Consider the following 22,357-nt stretch of genomic DNA (forward strand, 5'->3'; position numbering starts at 1 on the left):
CCTCGATGTCCTCAGCAAATCGCGGCTCACCACCAATACCCCCACAGAACAGGAGGCCACCCCGGCGGCACTGACCGCTTAAATGAAAGCTCGAAGAATCACACGACGACGTCGTACACCACGTCCGTGGACTTGACCCAGCATTGATCCTCCATAGTCATCGCCTTGGCGAGTCTGTCGGCATTACGCGTCGCGGGATACGGTCGACGCACCCAAGGTCCGGTCGGTTCGGCAGCTAGGTTTGGTTTGTGTCGTGGGGCCACCGCGATTTGTCGACTGCTCTACGGTCCGTCGGCCGCCGGCTGGTGGCAAGCTCATGTGGGCCGCTCCGTTGCGCGTGGCCCACGGAAAGGACGACTATTTGTCACTGTGACGCTTCTCGGCTGGACCAGACCACACTGCCGAGTGCCCCACGGCCCGCGCCTGGAAACGCTATCTGGGGATCAGCGGTCTCGGCGATCCCGACGAGTACCGGAACGACCCGGTCCCATACTCATGGCAAACCGGTGGTCCCATCACCCTGGCAGGCAACAGCGAGCCGCTGTCGTCGTGCCACGAGCGTTTGGCCGTGATGACAGGCTATTGTTCGTCGGCCATGCCGAGACTGGGGGAGCTGAACGACGACTCTTGGGTCCTTGTCAAGTCGACACAATCAGACATAACATTATATATTATACTATTAATCTATTTTCGTTGGTTCAGGCGGTCCCAGCCTAGCGTGTTGAGCAGAAAGCGTGTCACACTTGCTCGATCCTGAAGATGCCAGCCCAAGAAGGCATGCCGATCCCGTGCTATTCGGTCCCGGCCGGGGCGGTAGCACCAACTACCAAAGCCTCAAAGAACTGGCCTCGGACTACATTCGCGAAGGTGTCGTATCCGGTCGCTTAGGGCCAGGGGGCAAAGTCGATCAAGATCAGATTGCTGACGAGCTCGGGACTAGTAGGCTGCCTGTCAGAGAGGCGCTCATCGACCTCACAGCGACGGGCTTCGTTGAATCGATTCCCCGCCGCGGTGCGTTCGTCGCCAGGCTCACGGTCCCTGACATCGAAGATCATTTCGAAGTAATCAGCCTGCTCTTCAGGCTCACCGCACGACGGGCAGCCAAGCACATCACCGACGAGCAGCTACGCACCCTGCATAAGCTGCACACAGATATCACCACCACGCAGGATCTGCCGACGCGGCTGGCATTGAGTTACGAGTTTTACCGACTCATCAACCACATGGGAGCTTCTGACCGGTTGCTCCTGACGCTTCGGTTCTTGGCTTTTGCGCTGCCGAACGACTTTTACTTCAGCAGTGCCCGCTGGCCGGCGACGGAAACAGTGTACCGAGAGCGTGTCCTTGCTGCATTGGAGGGCCACGATGGCGAAGCCGCGGAGAGGGCGACTGAGGAGCACCTGCGCACCTGTGCCAAAGTGACGATCGACGCGCTGCGAGCGCGCGACTACTGGTCCGAGTCGGGCGATGCCCAGGTCGCCGATGGTGACTAGGAGCGAGCAGAGGGACTTGACGGCTGGTGACCCGCTGGCCGAAATCAACCCCGTTGCGTACACCCAACTGCCAACCGATTCTGGGGAGGAGAAGCTGTTCCTGCTGGGGATGATCGGAGTCCGCGCGGACGGCGCAAAGAGCTGGTCATGCCCGGCGCGTCGGGCCACTTACACCGAATTCCGGGTTACTCCCCGGATGGAGTCAAGCATTTCGTGTAGGAGGGGTGCGTCGTCATGATGCGCATAGGCGTTGAGCCAATCGGCGAGCCTGGTTAGGAGCTCGAGGGATACGGGCACGCTCGCGTGGTCGATCGTTCTGAGCAGCGCGCCAATCGCGGCATAGGAATAGCCTGCGCCAATGGCGGTGTACACCTCAGTGCGATCACCGTCAGGGATGAGGAGGCAAGCTATCTCGGCTAGTTCCCACGCCAGGTCGGTTTCGGCCCAGTCGTCCACCTCTCCATTGTCGCGCATGTTCGTCAGTCGTGTTCCTCAGTTGGTAACAGATCTTTGATGAGTTGCTTTGAGCGCTACGGTATCTCAGTGCCGAGGAGTAGCGTTCGACGATTGCCCCCACCTCGGCCGGCGATGTGATCTTGAGATGGCCCAGCAGGAATCGGAGGTCGTCGCCGTCGCGGGCCGCGCGGGCCGCGCGGGCCGCGCGGACTTTCATTGCAAGAAGATGCTGGGGTGGTGTGGCAGCGACTTGGAGATGGGTGGTCGAAGACGATGTTGCCGTGTCTTTGGGTCCTGCAGACGTAGCCGGCAGCTTGGTTGTTGAGCCAGGTGGACGACCAGCCGTGTTCAGCGGCAACCTCGCGGATGGCCTGGTCATAGAGCCATCAGCCGAAAACAGTTCGTGAACGCGGTCGCGATCGCTCTTGTCACCTTCATCCTGGCCGGTGTGAACCTCGTTATCGGCGAGCTTGCCCCGAAGAGGCTGGGGATGCAGTATGCCCGGCAATGGTCCCGACTCGTGGCCACACCGCTGAACATTCTGGCCACCATTTCACGCCCGGTGGTTTGGCTGCTCGGTAAGGCAACCGACGTCGTCGTTCGGCTGCTCGGTGGCGATCCCAGCGTTGGCCGAGAACAACTTTCGCCCGACGAGTTACGTGAACTCGTCATCGCGCACCCCGGGCTCACCGTCGACCAGCGAACGATTATCACCGGAGATTTGGAGATCCACGAGCGCCGGCTGCGCGAAGTATTGGTTTTGCGCTGGTCAGATCAGACGTGAAGCCTGCAATCAGACGTGTTGGATCAGCTTGTCTGATGCGTTGGCCGCATGTTGGCGCCATGACCCTTATAGCGGCCAGCCGATCGGCTCTGTCGTGCGTCGCAGCGGCGCCAGTGTGAGACACGAGACTCAAAAGCCGGGCAGGACCTTTCAGCCCACTACAAACCCCTGCGTCGGCCGGTGTCAGACGGTCAGCCTCTATCGAGTTCCGGTGATCGGCATCTGCCATCGGGCGGTCCACCTCATGTTAGCCGGCGAATCTGTCGCCGGTTACGTTCTGCGACTTGTCGATACCGCTCGTCCACGCCGTCGGTATGCCCGGCAGTGGTGGCGGCGACCGTCTGTTCGGCGGCTAGGGCAGGGTCGACGATCGCGGCAGCGCCGGCCACGTATATCGCCTTGAGGACCTGCATGACGGGTGCGGCCACCTCACAGACTTGCGTCGCCAACTCGACGGTCCGGTCCAGCAGCTGTGCGTGTGCAACGACCTCCGTCGCCAGACCCATAGTTTCGGCCCCGGCTGCATCAATGACCTCACTGGTCATCGAGAGCCGGCGGGCCATTGCGGCCCCGACAACCTGAGGCAACCGCGCGGTCCTGCCTGCACCGGGCAGGATGCCCACCCGGGCATGAGTGTCAGCGAAGACCGCTCGATCGGAAGCCACGAGGAAGTCGCAACCGAGTGCCATCTCCATACCGCCGGTAATCACTGCCCCGTTTATCGCTCCCAGCACCGGCTTGCCCAGCTGGGCGACCTTGGTGATGCAATTCTCGGCGTGAAGCCGTTCGAAATAGGTAGACCCGTCGCGCTGAACCTACTTGAGATCGAGGCCGGCACAGAATGCCGGATCCGCACCGGTCAGCACCACCGCACGCACCGAAGCATCGCGATCAGTATGTATCAAAGCGGTATGCAAGGCGCTGATCAGGTCAGTGTTCAACGCATTTCGCGACTCGGGACGATTCATCGTCAACACCCGGACCGCGCTGCGGTCCTCGCGCAAGACAAGCGGCTGGTTCACGCCACCCATAAAGCGGTCCTGGGCAATTCGTTGTCACTCACGCTGGCGTGCGCAATTTCCTAGATCCACGCAAGCTCGACCTTTTGCCAACCGTTCAACAGCGCAGTCGGATTGCGCTCCAGCTCTCCGGCTATCTCCAGGCGGTCGAGATACGGAAGCAACCCGCTAACCGCGGCGCGCACCTCTTGGCCGGCAAGATGGGCGCCCAGACAGAAGTGGATGCCGTGTCCGAATGCCAGGTTCTTGCCGGGGGGCCGGGTAATCATGAACCGGTCGGGGTCATCGAAGCGGCGCGGATCTCGGTTGGCCGCGGCCATGTGCAACGCAATGATCGCGCCCTTGGGGATTGCCGTGCCGGCGATCTCGTTGTCCTCGGTCGCCTCGCGAAAAGCGAATTGGATCGGGCAGGTCAATCGATTGGCTTCATCAACCGCATTGGGCAGCAGGTCAGGATTGTCGAGCAACAGCGTGAGCTGGTCGGGGTTGGCCAGCAGTTCGACAACGGTGTTACCGATGAGATTCGTCGTCGTCTCGTTGCCGGCGACCATAATGGTGATCGCCACCATCAATGTTTCGACATTGCTTAGCGACTCGTTGTCGATCGCCGCGACCATCGCACTGACCAGATCATTTCTCGGCTCAACGCGCCGCGCCTCGATCAACGGCACGAAGTACGTGCTGAACTCCTTGATGGTGCTCAACATCAACTCGTTGCGCTCAGCGGGGCTGCTGAACACCCCGCCGGCTGCGGCGGCGAACGCGTCCGACCAACGCTTGGCCTGGCCGTAGTGGCTGCCATCGATGCCCAAGATGTGGCAGATCATTTCGACGGGCAGCGGAACGGCGAGCCGCTCCACCACGTCGAAGGCGGGCTCGTCCTCAATTCCGACCAAGCAGCGTTCGACGATCTCCTCGATCGCGGTCGCCATCTCCTTGATGCGCGGCGGCGTGAATCCCCTACTGACGATTCGGCGCATCCGGGTGTGCTGAGGCGGGTCGGCCGCCGCGATGGTTTTCGCGGACGCCATCTCAGCCATGTCCACCGGGATGCCCGCAGCCAGCGCAAGCAGTCGGTCGAGTACCTCCGGTTTCATCTCTTCATCGGGCGGCGCGGATCCCTCATAGGGATTGGGCCGCGACGAGAACTGCTGCGGGTTCGACTGCACAGCCTTGACATCGTCGAACCGCGATACCACCCAGATGTCAGAGCTGGTGCGGTAAACGGGAAATCGCTCCCGTAACTCGGCAAGCACCTGCGGCAGCTGGTCTCGTGGCCCGGGCTTGAACGGATCGAACATTAAATCGGATCCATTCGCCCTCATCGTTTCTCCCATCAAAAGGTGCCTCAGTCCCAAAACCGATAGAGCGTGCGGGCATTGAGCTCGACGATCTTACGAGCCTCGTCGTCAGGCACATCGACCAAGTGCTCGGCGAGCAACTTGCGGGTGTGCGGCCAATTGGAGTCCGAATGCGGATAGTCACTTTCGAACATGATGTTGTCGATCCCGATGCGGTGCCGTTGCTCGATACCCGATTGGTCGGAGATGAAGCAGCCGTAGATGTGCTCCCGGAAGAGCTCGGAGGGGAGCTTATCGGCGTTGATATTGCACCAATACTTGTGCCGACCCCAGGAGTAGTCAATGCGCTCCAGCAGATACGGCATCCAGCCGATGCCGCCCTCGGACAGTGCGACTTTGAGATTGGGGAACTTGTAGAACACGTCGGACACCAACATGTCGACGGTCGCCATCATCGAGTTCAGCCCGAACAGCGCGATACTGATGAACATATCGCCATCCGCTGCGAGCCCCTGCGGCATGCCACCCGAGCCGAAGTGCATCGAGAGCGGAAGTTCGGCTTGCTCGCAGATGCGCAGGATCGGATCCCAATGGTCGGTGTGGAACGACGGCAGGCCTAGTTTGTGCGGCGCCTCGATGAACGAAACCGACTTTGCACCCTTGGCGGCGGTGCGTTCGATCTCGGCCACCGACGCGTCGATGTCCCAGAACGGCACCATCATCAACGGGATCTGGCGCTCGGGGGCGTAGGCACACCACTCATCGAGGATGAAGTCGTTGTAGGCGCTGATGCACAGCTTCGCGAAGTCCTTGTCCTCGGCGGCGTAAAACGTGCTGCCGGCGAAGCCGCCGAAGTTCGGGAAGCACAGCTGGGCCCAGGTGCCCTCGATGTCCATGTCCTTGATGCGGTCGGCGATGTCATGGCACCCGGGCAGCATGTCGTCGTAGCTGCGTGGGTCCATGCCGAAGTCACGCGGGTGCTTACCCGCCACCGCGTTGAGAGCAAAGTTGCCCGATTGCCGCCCTTCGTAGAGCCAAGTGTCGTTGCCGTCGGGGAGCTTCACGATGCGCGGCGCCACGTCCTCGTACTTTGAGGGCAGCCGGTCAAGCCAAACACGGGGATGTTCGATGACGTGGTCGTCAACGGAGATGATTCTTGCGTCTTCGGGAAGCATACGATCTCTTTCTGAGTGGAAGCGCTTCTCAACAGTAGAACGCCACCCGCGCCAGATGCAACGATCATACTATAGTTACGCGCAGCCATGCATCCACCATAGCCCTGCATCCACCATCGAGAGGCTCTCCGACATGACCCACACCGACGTGCTCGTGATCACCGGCGGCGCCGGAGGAATGGGGCTCGCCTCTGCCGGCGCCCTTGCAGATCGGGGCCACTTGCTTCTTCTCGACGTTGACCAAAGCCAACTCGACGAGGCGCGGTCCATGCTCAGCGCACGAGGAGCGAGCGTGGAGACACTGCTATGCGATGTGACGTCACCCGCCGACGTCGCCGCCGTCGCTGAGCGAGTGCGCGCCCGGGGACGTTTTCGGTGTCTGGTGCACACGGTGGGGGTCTCACCCGAGATGGCCGACGCCCGCACGGTAGTGGAGGTGGACCTCGTCGGCAGCGTGCGCGTGACCGACGCGGTGTTCCCCTTGGTGGAGCCCGGCAGTTGCGCAATCCTGTTCGGCTCGATCGCCGGCTACAGCGAGGTTGACCCGGCTATCGAGAAGTTGCTCTGTGATCCGCTGGCCGACGGGCTATTCGGCACACTTGAGCAGGCTCTGGGCCATCCAATCGACAGTGCGACGGCTTACGTGCTGGCCAAGCGTGGGGTGATGCGGCTGACGGAACGCCTGGCTGCGCCCTGGGGCGCCAAAGGGGCACGCGTCGTTGCCATCTCGCCGGGCCTGATCGACACTGCGATGGGTCGGCTGGAACTCGAGCGACAGCCTGTTATTCCGCAGATGGTCGAGCTGACTCCCGTGAAACGACCCGACGGCCCGCTGCCCGGCCGCCCCGACGACATCGCAGCGCTTGTCGCCTTCCTCGAATCCGACGCCGCGGCCTTCATCTCCGGATGCGACATCCGCGTCGACGGCGGCCTCGTTGGAGCGGCCAAGCACATGCTCGGAGGCGGTTAATGGTCATGCTCGGCCGAGAAGCACTCGACCCCGAAATCCGCGAAGCCGTCCGCGACATACCCGAATTCGTCTTCTCGGCCGAGGCCGTACCGATGATGCGGCAGAACGCGGTGTTCCAGCCCGTCGCGGCACCGGACATCGAACGCGCCGAGTTGACGACAAAACCGAACGGCGGAGTCGACGTGACCGTGCTGCGTCCGCGTGACGCCGTCGGCGACCTGCCCGTCCTCTATTGGATGCACGGGGGCGGGATGGTGATCGGCAACCGCTATATGGATGACTTCCGCTTGAGTGAATGGTGCCGCTCGCTGTCCTGTATCTGCGTTAGTGTCGAATACCGCCTCGCGCCGGAAGCGCAGTACCCGCTTCCCCTCGATGATTGTGACGAGGGCCTGCGCTACGTCGTCGCGCACGCGGGCGATCTAGGGATCAACCCGCGCCGTATCGGCATAGCCGGCCGCAGCGCCGGTGGCGGACTCGCCGCGGCGCTCGCACTCCGTTGGCGCGACAGGGGTGACGATCATGTCGCCTTCCAATACCTCGAATACCCCATGCTCGACGACCGCATGAACACCCCCTCTAGCATGCTGGACGGACTCCCGCTGTGGAGTCGCGAATCCAATGCTTTCGGGTGGCGCGCCTATCTCGGCGACCGCCACGGAACCGACAAGGTGCCGCCGGACGCGGCACCGGCCCGAGCGGCCGAGTTGGCAGGACTACCAACGACATTCATCGCGGTGGGCACCGCCGACTGCTTGCGCGACGAGGCAATCGACTTCGCCGCGCGGCTGTGCCGCGCCGGTGTCTCGACCGAGCTTCATGTCTACGCCGGCGCGGTGCACGGCTTCGATATGTTCGCCGACTGCGCGGTCGTGAGGTGCGCCGCGCGTGACAGCGCCGACTGGCTGGTCCGCCAGTTCCGCGCACACGACCCGTCGACGTGAGGGGCCACCATCATGGATCTTGGGTTCAGCGGCGCAACGGCGGTGATAGCGGGCGGTACCCGCGGCATCGGACTGGCCACCGCACCGTGTCTTGCCCGCGAAGGGTGCCGGGTCGGCGTCATCGGGCGGGACACGTCCCGGCTCACGGGAGCCGACCGTGCCGCCCAGGATGCCGGTAGTCCTGAGGTGCTGCTGCTGCTGGCAAACTTGACCTCGGGCGCAGAAGTCAAAAGCGTTTTCGACGAGGTGCGGACGCGATGGGGCGCGCTGAACGTGTTGATCAACGCCGCCGGACCCATCGGTGCAGGACGATTCGAGGATCTCGACGACGCCGAATGGGGCGATGCCTTCGACCAAGGGGTGACCTCGGCCGTTCGTTGCGTGAGAGCCGCATTGCCCCTGCTGCGCGGGGCCGATTGGGGCGCGGATGGTCAACTTGACGGCGATGTCGGTGCAACACCAATCCCCCGGACTCGTGAGCTACACCGCGGCAAAAAGCGCGCTGCTGTCCGTCACGAAAAATCTCGCCCGCTCCCTGGCACCGGACGGGATTTTAGTGAACGCGGTAGCGCCGGGTCCGATACTTACCGACTGGGCACGACCACTGCTCGCCCCTGCGGGAATCGACGCCAACGATCCCGTCGCGGCCTTCGGGGTGCTGGCCCGCGGCCACGGAATGTCGATAGACCTCAACCGACTGGGCCTGCCTGACGAGGTCGCCGCCGTCATCGCATTCTGCGCGTCGCGCGCCAACGGCTATATGACCGGTGCGCACCTCAATGTCGACGGTAGCAGCGATTTTCTGTAGATACGCGCGTTATCGCCGTGGACGACTGCGAGGCAGACCAAGCCGGTTCTCGACGATCAAGCTGCGGAGCACCTCGCTGGAACCGCCATAGATCGTCGTCGCGACCGCGCTGCGATAGTGCGCGTCCATGCTGCCGTCGACGGGAGCCTCAGGATCGGTCCAGTCGAGCAGCCCCGACATTCCCGCTATGTCGATTGCAGCGGCCGAGGCACGGACATAACTTTCCGGGCCGAACAGGGCCGACACCGGCCCCGGTTTCTCGCCGTCGGCATCCAAGAACGCGACACGCAGCCCGAGCAGGTCAGCGACCTCGGCTTCCATCGCCATTCGTGCCAGCCGCTCCCGGACGAGGTGGTCGTTGATCAAGGGGGCGCCGTCTGGCCCGGGCTGCGTGCGGGCGAACTCGAGCGCATCTGCTGCGATCGATCTTGTCCTCGCGCTCGGTGCGATGTTCTGCTCTGCTTCGAGGGCGGCTCGCATCACCGAAAAGCCCTGGTGTGCCTCACCGATTCGGTTCGCGTCCGCGACCCGCACGTCGCTGTAGAACACGACGTTCGTGCGTTCATAGCCCATGGTGTGCACCGCCCTGATCTCGATGCCGGGTGTATCGAGCGGTACCAGCAGCATGGTCATACCGCGGGTGCCGGCCGAACCTGGCTGCGACCTAGTGAGCAGGAAGCAGTAGTCAGCGACGTGGGCAAAGGTAGTGAAGATCTTCTGTCCGTTGACAATCCACTCGTCGCCGTCACGCTGAGCGCGCGTCGCGCAGGCGAAGACATCTGATCCGCCGGCCGGTTCGGTGTAGCCCAGGCAGATCAGAGTCTCACCGGCGGCGACGCCGGGCAGGATCCTGGCCTTAAGTTCTTCGGAGCCCGTGGCCTTGATCGCATTCGCCGGCAGCATCGTCGTGCCGGGCCCGATCGTCGGGACGCCGCCCTTGCGCAGGGTATCCAACAGCACTGACGCCTCGAAGTGGTCGAGTCCGGCGCCGCCTTCCTCGACCGGCCAGGTCGGCGCGACCCAACCGCGTGCACCGAGCTCGCGCGTCAGCGCCCGGTCGACGCCGTCTCCGGTTCGACGCTCGTTCTCGATTACCTCGCGGGTGACGTGCTCAGCGATGAATGCCTCGGCATCGCTTCGGATACGGCTCCAGTTCGCGGGTTCGGTGAAATCCATTCGCTCAGCGACCTCCCGGGAGAGCGGGACCGAAGCGTCTATCCGCGAGGACGAGAAGCTCACGCCGGGGATCGGCGAACGCCACCGTCCAAGCCTTGGCCCGTCGGTAGTAGAGCTGGATGTCGTACTCCTCGGTGAAGCCGTATCCGCCGTGCACGTGGAGGCTGTGCTGACTGGCTTGATAGGCCGTTTCGGCGGCAAAGACAAAGGCCATCGAGGCAAGCGCAGGCCCGTCGTCCTGCTCGCTGTCCAACGCCCAACACGCCTTCTGGACTAAGAGGTGGGCGCCGTCAAGGGCGCCCAGGATGTCGGCGAAAGGATGCGCAACGGCCTGATACATACCGATCGGTTGGCCGAACGCCATCCGTACTTTGGCGTACTCGGACCCGATCTGCACGGCTTCCTCGGCCAGCCCGATCAGCGCGGCAGCCCGGAGCACACGGACGTCGTCCAGGGCCCTCGCGAACTCGGCCCGCGCAGGCTCGCCTTCGGCGAGCGAACGGCCGGTGGCCTCAGCGTCAACGTCCCATCGCGCCACAGGCAAGCCGCCGAGGTTGCGGTGCAGGATCGTCGGCTGCCCGTCCCGTCGGGTCACGTAACGCACAGATTCACCGTCGAAAGCCAGCACCGCGTGGGCGATCGCGCCGTCGACGAGGAGTTGGTCGCATACGGGTCGACTGCCCGTTGCCAGCGAAACGATGTTCGATCCGGTTAACACGGGCCCCAACAGCTCTTTTTCGCCGAGGCGACCAAGCAGACGGGCCGCGGCCGCGGTCTCCGCGATTGGAATCGGAGCTAGACGACGGCCTGCCTCCTGCGCGATCAACGCCAATTCCAGCAGGCCGCCGTCGGCGCCGCCGTGATCCGATGGGATGCCGATCCCCAACGCCTCGACCTGGGCGTAGCCCTGCCACAAGGCCCTATCCATGCCGGTCGATTCGGCCATCCGAACCCGCTGCGGTGTTGACTCTTTGCGGAATAGTGCGGCGAACGCCTCGCGAACCGCGCGCTGCTCATCAGTCAGACGCAGATCCACCTCGGGCTCCTCCCATACTCGCGCCGTAGCCAGAACCTTACCCTCAACGGAGTTGTCACATGCATAAAAGTAGAGGCATATTCTCTAAATACGCACTCACTGTTAGAGTCTGACGCATACCTGCCGCCGCCCCGAGGAGGACTTCGATGACACCGAAGCTGGGATTTCCGGTCTTCGATGGTGATAATCACATGTACGAGACCCGCGATGCGCTGACGAAGTTCCTGCCGCCGGAGTATCACGGCGCGATCCGCTACGTGGAGGTGGACGGCCGCACCAAGATCGCCACCCTTGGACAGATCAGCGAGTACATCCCCAACCCGACCTTCGATAAGGTTGCCGCGCCGGGCGCCCAGGAGGACTACTTCCACAACGGCAATCCGGAAGGCAAATCACATCGCGAGATCCTGGGCAAGGCGATCGAGGCGACCCCCGCGATGCGTGAACCAGCGCCCCGGCTGGCGTTGATGGACGAGCAGGGCATCGACAAGTCGATGATGTACCCGACGCTGGCGAGCCTGGTGGAGGAACGTTTCCGCGAGCACCCCGAGGCGACCCACACGATCATTCACGGCCTGAACCAGTGGCTGCACGAGACCTGGAGTTTCGACTACAAGGGCCGCATCTTCACCACACCCATCATCACCTTGCCTATCGTGGAGCGGGCGATCGACGAGCTGAACTGGGTGGCCGAGCGGGGCGCGCGCGCCATTCTCATCCGCCCGGCGCCGGTACCCGGGCTGCACGGCCCGCGGTCATTCGCGCTGCCCGAGTTCGACCCGTTCTGGAAACGCGTCGTCGAGACCGGCGTGCTGGTGATCATGCACGCCTCAGACAGCGGGTATTCCAGGTACGCCAACGACTGGGAGGGTTCCGGAGAGTTCCGGCCGTTCCAACCATCGCCGTTCCGCTCCTACTACAGCCTGGCGCGCAACCCTGCCGAGGACGCGGTCGCGGCACTGGCTTGCCACGGACTGCTAACGCGGTTTCCCGAGCTTCGTATCGGCATGGTGGAGAACGGAACGACCTGGCTGCCAAGGCTGCTCGAGAACCTCAGCGACACCTGCAAGAAGATGCCGCAGCTCTACAGCGAGGATCCCGTGGAGGCCATCTGCCGCTGCGTCTACTTCAATCCCTTCTGGGAGGAAAACGTGGCCCAACTCGCGAAGCTGGTGCCGATCGAGCACTTGTTCTTCGGCTCGGACTATCCGCATCCCGAGGGCCTGGCGGATCCCCTCAGCTATGCCGAACGTCACCCAGAGCTAAGCGACAGCGAGATCGCCATGGTGATGGGCGGCACGCTGTCGAGCATGATGCGGGTGGACGCCTGAGATGTCGACGGATCAGGGTGCGCCGCCCGCCACAAAAGCGCGCCAAGACGACGCCCCGGCGGAGTTCAACCCGTACGCGGATGTCTTCTTCGACGACCCGTATGAGACTTACCGGTGGATGCGCGATGAAGCGCCTGTCTACTACAGCGAGCGGTGGGACTTCTACGCCCTGACCCGCCACGAGGATGTGGTTGCCGCGCACCGCGATTGGGAGACGTTCAGCAGCGCCTACGGGGTGACCTTGGATGTGCTGTCGATGCGGCAGCGGTTGAGCACCAACATGTTGATCATCATGGATCCCCCGGAGCATGAGCGGCTGCGCAAGCTGGTGCGACAGGTGTTCACCAAGGCGGCGATCGCCAATCTGGAACCGCTCGTGGGCGAGGTGGTGACGTCCTACATTGACGCGCTGAAGGATAGGCAGAACTTCGATGTGGTGGCCGACTTCGCCGCCCTGTTCCCTGTGGAAATCATCTCCTCGATGCTCGGCGTCCCAGCTGGTGAACAACAGCAGATCCGTTTGTGGACAGACGGATTCCTGCATCGGGAGGAAAACAATCCGTTCGCCACAGAAAGTGGCGTGGCCGCTTCGATGGCGATGGGAGAGTACTTCCTGGAACTGGCCCGTGAGAAGCGTCGTCACCCCGACGACCTGATCATCAGCAGACTGGTCACAGCCACATATGAGGATGAAGCTGGGGTGACACACCGCCTCAGCGACGAGGACATCGCTACGTTCTCAGTGCTTCTCGCCGCCGCGGGTAGTGAGACCGTCACCAAGCTGGTGGGCAACGGTGTGATGGCCTTTCACCACAATCCCGAGCAGTGGGAATTGGTGCTCGCTGATCCCACACTGATTCCTGGCGCGATCGAGGAGATGCTGCGGCTTAACCCGCCGTCGCAGTATCAGGGGCGTTTCGCCACCCGCGATGTTATCCTGCACGGCAAGACGATTCCCGCGGGCTCCCCCACCCTTTTGGTGACGGGGGCCGCGACCCGGGACCCGCGGGCCTACAACCGGCCCGACGCCTTCGATATCCGGCGAGGCGGGGCCACCACGCTGGCGTTCGGCTACGGCGCGCACAGTTGCCTGGGTTCCTGGCTCGCCCGACTCGAGAGCCGGGTCGCCTTCCAACACCTCCAGCAAAATTGGCCGCGGTTCGATGTTGACACCGACGGCCTGCGCCGGGTCACCATGTCCAACGTCGCCGGCTACTCCCACATCCCCATCCACGTCGGCTGATGGCCGGGGTCCTGGCCGCGGCGGAATCTTCGACGCCGGACGGCATGCCTGCCAGCATCCCCGAGCTCCTCGGATTGAGGCGAGCCGAACCCGATCGCGAGTTCCTTGTCACCGATTGCGAGCGAATGACTTTCGCCGAGGCGGACACCGCCTCCTTGGAATTAGCCGACGCCCTACTGGCCTCTGGTGTCGGCAAGGGAAGCAGGGTCGGCATCCTGTTCCCGAACTGCGCCCAGTGGCTTATCTCATGGCTGGCAGCCGCACGAATCGGCGCACTCACCGTTCCCCTGTCAACTTTCGCACCCGGCGAGGAACTCGCGCGGCTGTTGCGGCACACCGATATACAAGCGATGCTCATGGGCCAGTCGATCGCGGGCCGCGACCTCGTCGAGCGCTTCCAGGACGCACTGCCGGGCCTCGCCGACGGGGGGCCCACCATCGCCGCGCCGGCAGCGCCCTACCTACGGCGGGTATACGTCTGGCCGGACTGCGACCAGTCGTGGGCGACGCCGTGGCCGCGAGCGGAATCGGTTGTATCGCTGGCACGTTCGGCTGAAGACGAGGTGCGGCCCGCGGATGACCTCGTCGTGGTCACCACATCCGGGACAACGGCACAGCCGAAATCCGTCGTGCACACGCATGGCAGCCTGGTACGCCACGCCTATATTCTGGCCCGCCAGCGCGGTGTCACCTCGACTGACCGCATCTATTCGCCGATGCCGTTCTTCTGGGTGGGCGGCCTGACGATGGTTGTGCTGCAGGCACTCTCGACCGGAGCGGCCATACTGGCGCAGGACGTATTCGAGCCGAGCAGCACGCTGGCGCTGTTGGAGCGGGAACGGGCGACGTTCATCTCATGCTGGGCGCAGGCAAGCCAGGCCATGGCCGACCATCCCGACTTCGCCAAGCGCGACCTGTCGAGCGTGCGGGGCGGCACCATGCTCGAGGCGTTGCCGCCCGACCGGCGGCCACGCGAACCCGATCTCGCACCCAACCTACTGGGCATGACCGAGACCGGCGGCCCGCACACGATGGTCGAGGTGCCCGATACCCCGCTACCACCGGAACTGCGCGGCTCTTTCGGGATTCCGCTGCCTGGGGTGGTGCAGCACCGGATCGTCGACCCCTCCTCGGGCGTCGAGGTGCCCGACGGTCAAGAGGGCGAGATACAGGTTCGCGGTCAGATCGTGATGAGCGGCATCTATAAACAGGAACGCCACGAGGTGTTCGGCCCCGGCGGCTGGTATGCCACCGGCGACCGGGGGTGGTTCGACGACGCCGGCCATCTGCACTTCACCGGCCGCGCAAGTACTCTCATCAAGACCGCGGGATCCAATGTGTCACCGCCGGAGGTCGAATCCGTGTTGGATTCGATTCCTGAAGTCCTGCACAGCTTCGTGATCGCCCTGCCGCACCCGGTGCGCGGACAGGTGGTGGGGGCCGCCGTCGTGCCCGCGCACGGGGCGCGGTTGTCGGTGGAAACCATTGTTGCGCACGCCCGCCGCAACCTGTCGACATTCAAAGTTCCCACGGTCATTCGCCTTATCGCCGAGAACGACCTACCCATGCTGCCCACCGGCAAAGTCGACCGCCAAGGACTCTTCCGGATCCTGACCGGTGACTGACCCACCGAATTCCGCACGTAAGCCTCATGAATCAGCGCGGCCGGCGGCCTTCATCCGGTCCAGGTCCGCCATCACCACGGTCCTGCCGGCGGTGGCCGCCAGCGCCCGCGCGTGGCCGAGGTGGTGCATGTCGAAACACGATTCGATCGCGTTGGAAAAGCCCATCGTGTCGAGTGTGTGGTTGACCGCGCGCTTGGCCATACGCAATGCCCACGGGTCGGTTTCAGCGATGCGATGGGCAAGCCGCATCGTGAACATGCGCAGCTCTTCCAGCGGCACCACATGGTTGACCATCCCTGTCCGCAATGCCTCCGAGGCGCTCACCGAATCCTGGGTGAATAAGATCTCCTTGGCCTTGCGGGGGCCGAGTTCCCAAGTGTGAGCGTGATATTCGACGCCCATGATGCCCATCAGCGCAACAGGGTCGGAGAATTGAGCATTGTCGGCTGCGACAATGAGGTCACACGGCCAGCACAACATCAGCCCCGCGGCGATGCACTTACCCTGCACGGCCGCGATCGTGGGTTTAGGAATGTCACGCCAGCGCTTGGCGTATTCCAGATAGCCCCGGGTCTCCCAGTCGTAGTAATCCTCGGCCACCAGCTTTCCATCCTCGGCACGTCTGGGACGAAGGTTGCGACCGTTGGCAGATGGGTCGTTGCCCGACATGTCGTGGCCGGCCGAGAAATGCTTTCCGGTCGTGGTGAAGACGATCACCCGCACGACCTGGTCTTCGTCCCCTCGCCGCCAGGCGTCGTCGAGGTCCTTGAGGATCCCAGGTGTCTGCGCGTTGGCGGCCTGCGGCCGGTCCAGCGTGATGACCGCCACCGGGCCATCGGTCTCGTAACGGACGAAATGTTCTGCTGCCATTGCTGTCTCCTCTATCTGAAGTTTCTAATTACGCTCTCCTGGGCGAATGAGGCGACCAGGGATCCCGCCTGCGTATAGACCGCGCCGGTTCCGAATCCTCGGCCGCCTGCCAGCCGCTGGCCGCGCACATGAACCCGCAACCAACCCGACACATCGAACGGTTGGTGGAACCACATCGAATGACTGACCACGCCGGTCTGCAGCCGAACGTGCGCGTCGTCCTGGCTCAGACCGGGTACCGCCTTGAGCAGCGTCCCGATCACCGGCCAGTCCGACACATAAGCCAGCACCGGGCGGGCCAACGCGGGATCGGTGAAGTCGGGGCAGCGCATCCAGAACGACAGCTCAGCGGACGCGGCGCTGACGTCGTCGAGTCCTACGTCGCTGATCAGGCGGGACTCGCCGGGCACGACGGCGAAATCAATCGGTTTGGCGGTCAACGGGTCTGACGAATCCGCAGCGTCGAACTGGTAGTCGTACTCGCCGTCAGCGCGGTCGACAAGGAGCGACCCGACGGCAACGACGCGCCGCCCCCCAAGGAGCTGGTCCTGGTACGCGACAACGCGGCGCAATCCCAAAGAGCGGCCGTCGTGGGTTTTCTCCAGGTCCAAGTACAGCGGGTCGTGGGGCCTCCCGCTGCGCGGGAACGCGACCTGCAGCGACTTCACCGTGCGACCGTTTTCGGCGGCGGCGACGAGTTGGGCGAGTATCTGGCCGCCGAAGATCCGCTGTCCGGTGGAGTCGACGACCGGAAGGACGGTGCGGCCACCGGCATCGGATTTAAGGTCAAGGACGGCGCGAAACTGATCGAGATTCATCGTCTGATTTCTGCTTTCACATTTGCGATTAGCTCAAACTTCTTCACCTTGCCGGACGGGGTCATTGGCAGCCCATCCACGAAATGCCACGCGGTCGGCGTCTTTTGGCGTGCCAGGCCGGCGGCGTGCAGATGTGCGGCCAGTTCGCCGGCTGAGGGATGTGCGTGGCCGTCGAGCACCAGGAAGGCGACCGGGACCTCGCCAAAGCGTGCATCGGGCCCTGGGACGATGGCGGCCTGCCGCACCCCAGGATGCGCGACGAGTAGGTCTTCGATGTCGCGGGCGGAGAATTTCTCGCCGCCGCGGTTAATGACGTCCTTCAGCCGCCCGGTGATGGTAATGAAACCCGCGTCGTCGAGGACGCCGACGTCACCAGTGCGAAACCAACCAGCCTCGTCCAGTGCCGCGCGATTGTCCTCGGGGTCGAGGTAGCCGAGCATGCGCTCGGGCCCCCGCACTAGCAGTTCGCCTTCCACTCCGGTTGGCAGCGTTCCGGATTCGCCGTCGACAACGCGCACCTCGACGCCCGGCGCCACTGCGCCGTCGGTCTGCGCGCGCAGGTCAAACGGAAATGCCCGATTCATCACGGTCACTGTCGGCAGCTCGGTCATGCCGTAGACCCGGGCCGCGGGAATGCCCTGCTCCTCGCTGCGCTCCATGACCGCACGTGGCACCGACGCTCCACCGCAAGCGAACATCCTCAGCGGCAGACGAACGCGCGCATCACGGGCGGCTTGGGTGAGTTCCTGCAAGAACACCGTTGCACCAGCCGTGTAGGTCACCCGATGGCGGGTCATCTCGACGACGGCCTGGTCGGCATCCCAGCGGTCGGCGAGGACCGCGCTCGCGCCGACCAGCAGTGGAATCGTCATGGCGTTCAGCACTCCGGTGATGTGCTGCAGGGGCGCCGCCATATAGGCGACGTCCTCCCATGACAGGCCCCAGGCGTCGGCTAGTTGTCGGGTCTCCGCCAGCAATGTGCGCGAGGAATGCACGGCGGCTTTTGCCTTCGACGTAGTTCCGGATGTGAAAAGCACCAGGCAGGGTTCATCGGGTGACAGCACCGCGTATTGGTGGCGGCGCCCATGCGAGACGACATGGTCGAACGGTGTCCATCTGGACCGGAACCCGCGCAGCACGACTTTGGGGATGTCACGCAGCCCATTTTCGGCCAGCAGGTCGTCGAATGCTTCGGCGTGCCCGAAGCCGCGGAACGATTGGGCCGCAATGACGGCCGCCGGGTGCACCTGCTCAATGACCTGGCGGAGTTCATGCTCGCGGTAAAACGGCGCGATTGGGCTGCTCACCGCACCCACGTGCCAGATGGCCAGGGCCAGCACCTGCGCCTCCCACCAGTTAGGGGTTTGCCAGCACACCACGTCGCCGGCGCCAATGCCCGCACCGCTGAACCACGCCGCCGCGCGTTCAACATGCTCGAGCAGCTCTTGGTAGGTCAGCTGCTGTGCGGCCTCACGGATGGCGGGCAGCGCGCCCCACTGCCGCGCGGCCCGGGTGACCGCCGCGCTGATGGTCAGGTCGCTGACGTAGGCAAGTCTCCGGTACTCGTCCTGCCGGTCCTTTGGTATACCGGGGGCAACGACGCGCGCGGCCGTCAATGGGGTCGGGGTCATCCGCCCATGCTCATTCCGCCGTCCACGGTGAGCACGGCGCCGGTGATGTAGGACGACAGGTCGTCAAGAAGGAACGTCACCGCGTGGGCAAGCTCCTCGGGCCGGCCCCACCGCCCGACCGGGATCATCGAAGTCACCGTGTCGCGGTCGGTGAAGGCCAGCGACTCCGACAGCTCGGTGTCGAAGCTTCCCGGGATCACACAGTTCACCGTGACCCCCGTCCGGGCGACCGCGCGCGCGGTGGACCGCGTCAGGCCGATAAGTCCGGATTTAGCGGCGGCGTAAGGGATCTGCACTGGGCTGCCCATCGTCGCAGACACCGAGCCGATGTTGACGATGCGACCGAAGCGGCACTCAACCATGGTGCCCATGGCCGCCTGCGACAGGAAGAACGCGGCCGAGAGGTTGACCGCCAGGTGCCGCTGCCAGTCGGCAGTGGTGATGTCGCCGTAACGCTGCTCGGTCACCATGCCGGCGTTATTGACCAGGTAGTCGAGTTGCCCATGCTGGTCTAAGACCTCGTCGACGAGACGCCGACAGGACTTCGGGTCGCCCACGTCCACCCGGTGCAGGGTGACCTGGGCACCGGCCTTCTCGCAGCGGTCCCGGGTCGATTCTGCTGCAACGGAATCGGTGGCGTAAGCGGTCGCTACATCGATCCCGGAGTCGGCCAGCCTCTCCGTCACGGCGCGTCCGATCCCGCGGGTGCCGCCGGTGACCAGCGCGACGCGGTTACTTGCGACCACTACGACTCCCTTGGCGGTCTTGCGGCAAGTCGCACGCTCAACCGTTGTAGCGCAGCATGGTGCTCTTCCGTGTCGAAGCATTCGCTCTCGGCCCGTGCGCATTCGGAAAGCACCGGCGCCGCCCGCTCGAGGTGCGAGTTCAGCAAGCGCCGCGCTTCCCGCACCGCGTGCTGCGGTAGGGATGCCAGCCTGCGGGCCAGGTCAAGGGCCACCGGCACGGTTTCTTCGGTGGGAACGACGTGGTTGACCAGGCCGAGCCGGTGCGCTTCGGCGCTCGAAATCCGATCGCCGAGCAACAGGTGCTCCTTTGCCGCGGAGAGACTGGTCAGCAACGGCCACAACACAATCCCGCCCGCGCCGTCGAGCAAGCCGAGCGCGACGCGCGGATCGGACAGGAAAGCGTCTTGGGCCATGACAACAAGATCGCACAGCAGCGCGACGGTGACACCTGCCCCAACTGCGGCGCCGTTGACCGCCGCGACGCTCGCGAACGGCAGCCGACTCATGGCCCAGAACAACTCTTGGTGCGCACCGAGGATCGCGTCGCGAAGTCCCCTGTCCGCGCGCATCTCTCGGATCGTCTGGACATCCCCGCCCGCGCTGAACGCCGTACCGCCGCCGGTGAGCACCATTGCCCGCACGTCACCGCTGCCGGAAAGCGACCGCACCGCGTCCAGCAGCGCGCGGGTGACCTCGCCGTCCATCGCGTTGGACTTCGCCGGCCGCGCAAGCGTAACCAACGCCACCGGCCCGTCGCGCGTCACGCGGACGGCTGCGTCGGCGAGCGCTGCGCAACGCTCGTCGTTGCTCACAGCTCGACCAGCCGCGGGATGTCCCCTGCCGAAACCAGTTGCTGTCCAATGGCTCTGCGCAGTTCGACGGTCGAGCCCAGTACCGAATCCAGGACCAGGGCGCGCGCCAGGTAATGGTGGTATGGGTGTTCGGCGGTGAAGCCGATGCCGGCCAGCACTTGCTGGCAGTGCGTTCCCGCAACGCGCGCCGACCGACCGGCCAAGGATTTCGCCAGCATGCCCGCCAGGTATTCGTCGTCGGCCTCCCAAGCCAATTCGAGCGCCGCCGCGGCAGCCGTGTACGCCACGTAGGCTTCGGCGAGGCGATTACGCACACCCTGGAAGGAGCCGATCGGGCGGCCAAACTGCACGCGGTTACGTGCGTGTTCGACCGCCAGGCCGATCATCGCGCCGACCGCCCCGACGATTTGGTACCCAAGCGCCCGCCGGCCGGCAGAGGCCACCGCGTTCCACAAAGCGTTTGCCTGCTCACCCGCGGACACGACCGTCGCCGCGACCCCCGCAGCGTCGACCTCAGTCATCGCGAGTGCTGGATCCAGGCCTGCCACAACCCTTGTCGTCAGCGCGGAAGGATCGGCGACGCTGACCCACGCGATGGAACCGCGGGTCGCCACAGGGGCGAGGAATACGGTGGCCGGTCGCTGGCCGATGACCAGACCGCGCAGAGTGACGACATCGCCATCGAACGACCCCGAAAGGTCAGCGCCGATCCTGGGCAGCACAACACAGTGAGCCCCGGTTGCGCGCTCCAGCACCCTATTTAACGGCTGCAGCAGGACGTCCTGAAGCGACGTCGACGTCGAACCGGCCCGCCCGAGCGCATCGAACAACGTCGACACCGCCTCGCGGGGCGCCTCGGCGAGCAGCTCCGCAAATCCGAAATCCGCGAGCGCCTTTGACAGGTGCGCACCGTCGAATTCTGCGGCGAACCGGCGCAGTGTCTGCGCCATCAAATCGCGTTCGGTGGCCTCGATGACGTCGGCCATCAGGCGCTCCTGGGTAATCCGAGTAATCGCGTAGCCACGATGTCCTTCTGGATCTCGCTGGTGCCTCCGTAGATGGTCGCCGCGCGTGAATAGGCCCATTCTCGCCGCCACGCCCGTCCCCGCGGCGTGTCGTCGGCTTGGATGACACCGGCTAGCAATTCGCGGGCAGCGTCGAAGACCGCCTGATCGGCGGCGGCGATGAGGATCTTGTCGACGGAGGCTTCAGGGCCCGGTAGATCGCCATGGGCGATCTGGTCCTGAGTGGCCTTCGAGCGGGCCCGGAATGCCCAAAGCGTTTCGTAGGCCTCGCCGAGTGCCGCCTGGGCTGCCGCGTCATGCGCCGCCTCGAGAAGCATGGCGAGGTGGTGGCCCAGCCATGCGCCGCGCTGCCAGAAGATGGGCCCGCGTTCACACGACAGGATGTACTGGGCAACCTGCCAGCCGGCGTTGACGTCGCCGAGCATGCGGTGTGCGGGCACCAAGACGTCGACGAACGACGTCGAGCAGAACTCGTCGACGTCGGCCATCGTGCGCAGCGGGCTCGCGCTGATGCCGGGAGTGTCCATATCCACCAGAAATGCGCTGACGCCGCGGGACCCGCGCTCGCCGGTTCGGGCCAGGACGACGCAGCGGGTCGCGTGTTGCGCGAAGCTGGTCCACAGCTTCTCTCCGTTGATCAGCCAGTCGTCGCCGTTTGCGTTTGCGCTTGTCCGCAGCGATCCCAGGTCGCTACCCGCGCCGGGCTCGGAGAACCCTTGGCACCAGAACTCATCGCCGCGCAGCAGCCGAGGAAAGATCTCATCGACCACTTCGGGCCGACCAAACTCAGCAACCGCCGGACCCAGGACCTCGTGCATCGACCACGAGGTGGTGTGCACCAGCGCGCGGCTGGTGAGCTCCTCGCCGAGCACAGCGCGGAGAATCGGCGAGCCGCCCAACCCGCCGAGGCGTTTCGGCCACCCCCACCGCATCCAGCCATCGTCGAACAGCATCCGCTGGACGCGGCGCTGGTGATCAAGCTGGGAGTCGACGCTGTCTTCCCCCAACGGGCCGACAAGCTCATGGCCCCGCGCGTCGATCCAGGCCCGCACCCCTGTGCGGAAATCGTGCACATGCACGGCAACGCTCCGTTT

At 64.4% G+C, this 22,357-nt stretch carries 19 protein-coding genes and 3 pseudogenes; 8 read left to right on the top strand and 14 right to left on the bottom strand.

Features of this window, described 5'->3' with window-relative positions:
* The first annotated feature begins 743 nt into the window (after positions 1 to 743).
* Positions 744 to 1,493 carry a GntR family transcriptional regulator gene (locus AAHS21_RS29570; protein ID WP_342930936.1) on the top strand — a complete coding sequence of 250 codons (750 nt, stop codon included), beginning with the start codon at positions 744 to 746 and terminating at the stop codon, positions 1,491 to 1,493.
* A gap of 168 nt (positions 1,494 to 1,661) precedes the next feature.
* Here AAHS21_RS29570 and AAHS21_RS29575 read toward each other — a convergent pair whose 3' ends face one another.
* Together AAHS21_RS29575 and AAHS21_RS29580 are read right to left on the bottom strand one after the other, a co-directional pair.
* Entirely contained in the window at positions 1,662 to 1,949 is a 288-nt protein-coding gene (locus tag AAHS21_RS29575; protein ID WP_342930937.1) for a hypothetical protein, read from the bottom strand.
* A gap of 74 nt (positions 1,950 to 2,023) precedes the next feature.
* Positions 2,024 to 2,349, bottom strand: a pseudogene (locus AAHS21_RS29580) (hypothetical protein); the annotation flags it as partial.
* A 3-nt stretch (positions 2,350 to 2,352) separates the two neighbouring features.
* Here AAHS21_RS29580 and AAHS21_RS29585 point away from each other — a divergent pair.
* On the top strand, positions 2,353 to 2,733 hold the full coding sequence (locus AAHS21_RS29585; protein ID WP_342930938.1) for a DUF21 domain-containing protein: 381 nt from the start codon (positions 2,353 to 2,355) through the stop codon (positions 2,731 to 2,733).
* Positions 2,734 to 2,975: 242 nt separating this feature from the next.
* On the opposite strand, the pseudogene AAHS21_RS29590 reads toward AAHS21_RS29585, so the two are convergent.
* The 3 genes and pseudogenes from AAHS21_RS29590 to AAHS21_RS29600 form a co-directional block, all read right to left on the bottom strand.
* Positions 2,976 to 3,764 (bottom strand): annotated as a pseudogene (locus AAHS21_RS29590) (enoyl-CoA hydratase).
* Between the two features lie 50 nt (positions 3,765 to 3,814).
* Positions 3,815 to 5,053: a cytochrome P450 gene (locus tag AAHS21_RS29595; protein ID WP_342930939.1), complete on the bottom strand. Its 1,239-nt coding sequence runs from the start codon at positions 5,051 to 5,053 to the stop codon at positions 3,815 to 3,817.
* Positions 5,054 to 5,100: 47 nt separating this feature from the next.
* A complete protein-coding gene (locus AAHS21_RS29600; RefSeq protein ID WP_342930940.1) occupies positions 5,101 to 6,228 on the bottom strand; it encodes an amidohydrolase family protein in 1,128 nt (375 codons plus the stop codon).
* A gap of 133 nt (positions 6,229 to 6,361) precedes the next feature.
* On the opposite strand from AAHS21_RS29600, the gene AAHS21_RS29605 reads away from it, so the two are divergent.
* From AAHS21_RS29605 to AAHS21_RS29615, 3 genes and pseudogenes are all read left to right on the top strand, one after another.
* On the top strand, positions 6,362 to 7,198 hold the full coding sequence (locus tag AAHS21_RS29605) for an SDR family oxidoreductase (protein WP_342930941.1): 837 nt from the start codon (positions 6,362 to 6,364) through the stop codon (positions 7,196 to 7,198).
* Positions 7,198 to 8,142, top strand: a complete 945-nt coding sequence (locus tag AAHS21_RS29610) for an alpha/beta hydrolase (protein ID WP_342930942.1) — start codon at positions 7,198 to 7,200, stop codon at positions 8,140 to 8,142. The genes AAHS21_RS29605 and AAHS21_RS29610 overlap by 1 nt, the downstream gene beginning before the upstream one ends.
* A 12-nt stretch (positions 8,143 to 8,154) precedes the next feature.
* Positions 8,155 to 8,950 (top strand): annotated as a pseudogene (locus AAHS21_RS29615) (SDR family oxidoreductase).
* A gap of 9 nt (positions 8,951 to 8,959) precedes the next feature.
* Here AAHS21_RS29615 and AAHS21_RS29620 read toward each other — a convergent pair.
* Positions 8,960 to 10,126 (bottom strand): acyl-CoA dehydrogenase family protein, encoded by a 1,167-nt coding sequence (locus AAHS21_RS29620; RefSeq protein ID WP_342930943.1) that lies wholly within the window; start codon positions 10,124 to 10,126, stop codon positions 8,960 to 8,962.
* 4 nt (positions 10,127 to 10,130) lie between these two features.
* Entirely contained in the window at positions 10,131 to 11,162 is a 1,032-nt protein-coding gene (locus AAHS21_RS29625) for an acyl-CoA dehydrogenase (RefSeq protein WP_342930944.1), read from the bottom strand.
* Positions 11,163 to 11,308: 146 nt separating this feature from the next.
* On the opposite strand from AAHS21_RS29625, the gene AAHS21_RS29630 reads away from it, so the two are divergent.
* From AAHS21_RS29630 to AAHS21_RS29640, 3 genes are read left to right on the top strand one after another with little or no spacing between them, the layout of a single operon-like run.
* Positions 11,309 to 12,493, top strand: a complete 1,185-nt coding sequence (locus AAHS21_RS29630) for an amidohydrolase family protein (RefSeq protein WP_342930945.1) — start codon at positions 11,309 to 11,311, stop codon at positions 12,491 to 12,493.
* 1 nt (position 12,494) lies between these two features.
* Positions 12,495 to 13,736 (top strand): cytochrome P450, encoded by a 1,242-nt coding sequence (locus AAHS21_RS29635; RefSeq protein WP_342930946.1) that lies wholly within the window; start codon positions 12,495 to 12,497, stop codon positions 13,734 to 13,736.
* Positions 13,736 to 15,361, top strand: coding sequence for a class I adenylate-forming enzyme family protein (locus AAHS21_RS29640; protein WP_342930947.1), 1,626 nt, complete (start codon positions 13,736 to 13,738; stop codon positions 15,359 to 15,361). Before AAHS21_RS29635 ends, AAHS21_RS29640 begins: the two co-directional genes overlap by 1 nt.
* Before the next feature lie 24 nt (positions 15,362 to 15,385).
* Here the strand turns inward: AAHS21_RS29640 and AAHS21_RS29645 are convergent, their stop codons facing one another.
* From AAHS21_RS29645 to AAHS21_RS29675, 7 genes are read right to left on the bottom strand one after another with little or no spacing between them, the layout of a single operon-like run.
* Positions 15,386 to 16,231, bottom strand: coding sequence for an enoyl-CoA hydratase (locus tag AAHS21_RS29645; protein WP_342930948.1), 846 nt, complete (start codon positions 16,229 to 16,231; stop codon positions 15,386 to 15,388).
* Between the two features lie 11 nt (positions 16,232 to 16,242).
* Positions 16,243 to 17,049, bottom strand: a complete 807-nt coding sequence (locus tag AAHS21_RS29650) for an acyl-CoA thioesterase domain-containing protein (protein WP_342930949.1) — start codon at positions 17,047 to 17,049, stop codon at positions 16,243 to 16,245.
* Positions 17,046 to 18,680, bottom strand: a complete 1,635-nt coding sequence (locus tag AAHS21_RS29655; RefSeq protein ID WP_342930950.1) for an AMP-binding protein — start codon at positions 18,678 to 18,680, stop codon at positions 17,046 to 17,048. Before AAHS21_RS29655 ends, AAHS21_RS29650 begins: the two co-directional genes overlap by 4 nt.
* Positions 18,677 to 19,426: a 3-oxoacyl-ACP reductase family protein gene (locus AAHS21_RS29660; protein ID WP_342930951.1), complete on the bottom strand. Its 750-nt coding sequence runs from the start codon at positions 19,424 to 19,426 to the stop codon at positions 18,677 to 18,679. Before AAHS21_RS29660 ends, AAHS21_RS29655 begins: the two co-directional genes overlap by 4 nt.
* Positions 19,426 to 20,238 (bottom strand): enoyl-CoA hydratase/isomerase family protein, encoded by an 813-nt coding sequence (locus tag AAHS21_RS29665; RefSeq protein ID WP_342930952.1) that lies wholly within the window; start codon positions 20,236 to 20,238, stop codon positions 19,426 to 19,428. Before AAHS21_RS29665 ends, AAHS21_RS29660 begins: the two co-directional genes overlap by 1 nt.
* Entirely contained in the window at positions 20,235 to 21,224 is a 990-nt protein-coding gene (locus AAHS21_RS29670; protein WP_342930953.1) for an acyl-CoA dehydrogenase family protein, read from the bottom strand. Before AAHS21_RS29670 ends, AAHS21_RS29665 begins: the two co-directional genes overlap by 4 nt.
* Positions 21,224 to 22,342, bottom strand: a complete 1,119-nt coding sequence (locus tag AAHS21_RS29675) for an acyl-CoA dehydrogenase family protein (protein ID WP_342930954.1) — start codon at positions 22,340 to 22,342, stop codon at positions 21,224 to 21,226. Before AAHS21_RS29675 ends, AAHS21_RS29670 begins: the two co-directional genes overlap by 1 nt.
* Positions 22,343 to 22,357 lie beyond the last annotated feature (15 nt).

Origin of the sequence: Mycobacterium sp. 050272, from assembly GCF_039023525.1 — a bacterium.
In the GTDB taxonomy this organism is placed as follows: domain Bacteria; phylum Actinomycetota; class Actinomycetes; order Mycobacteriales; family Mycobacteriaceae; genus Mycobacterium.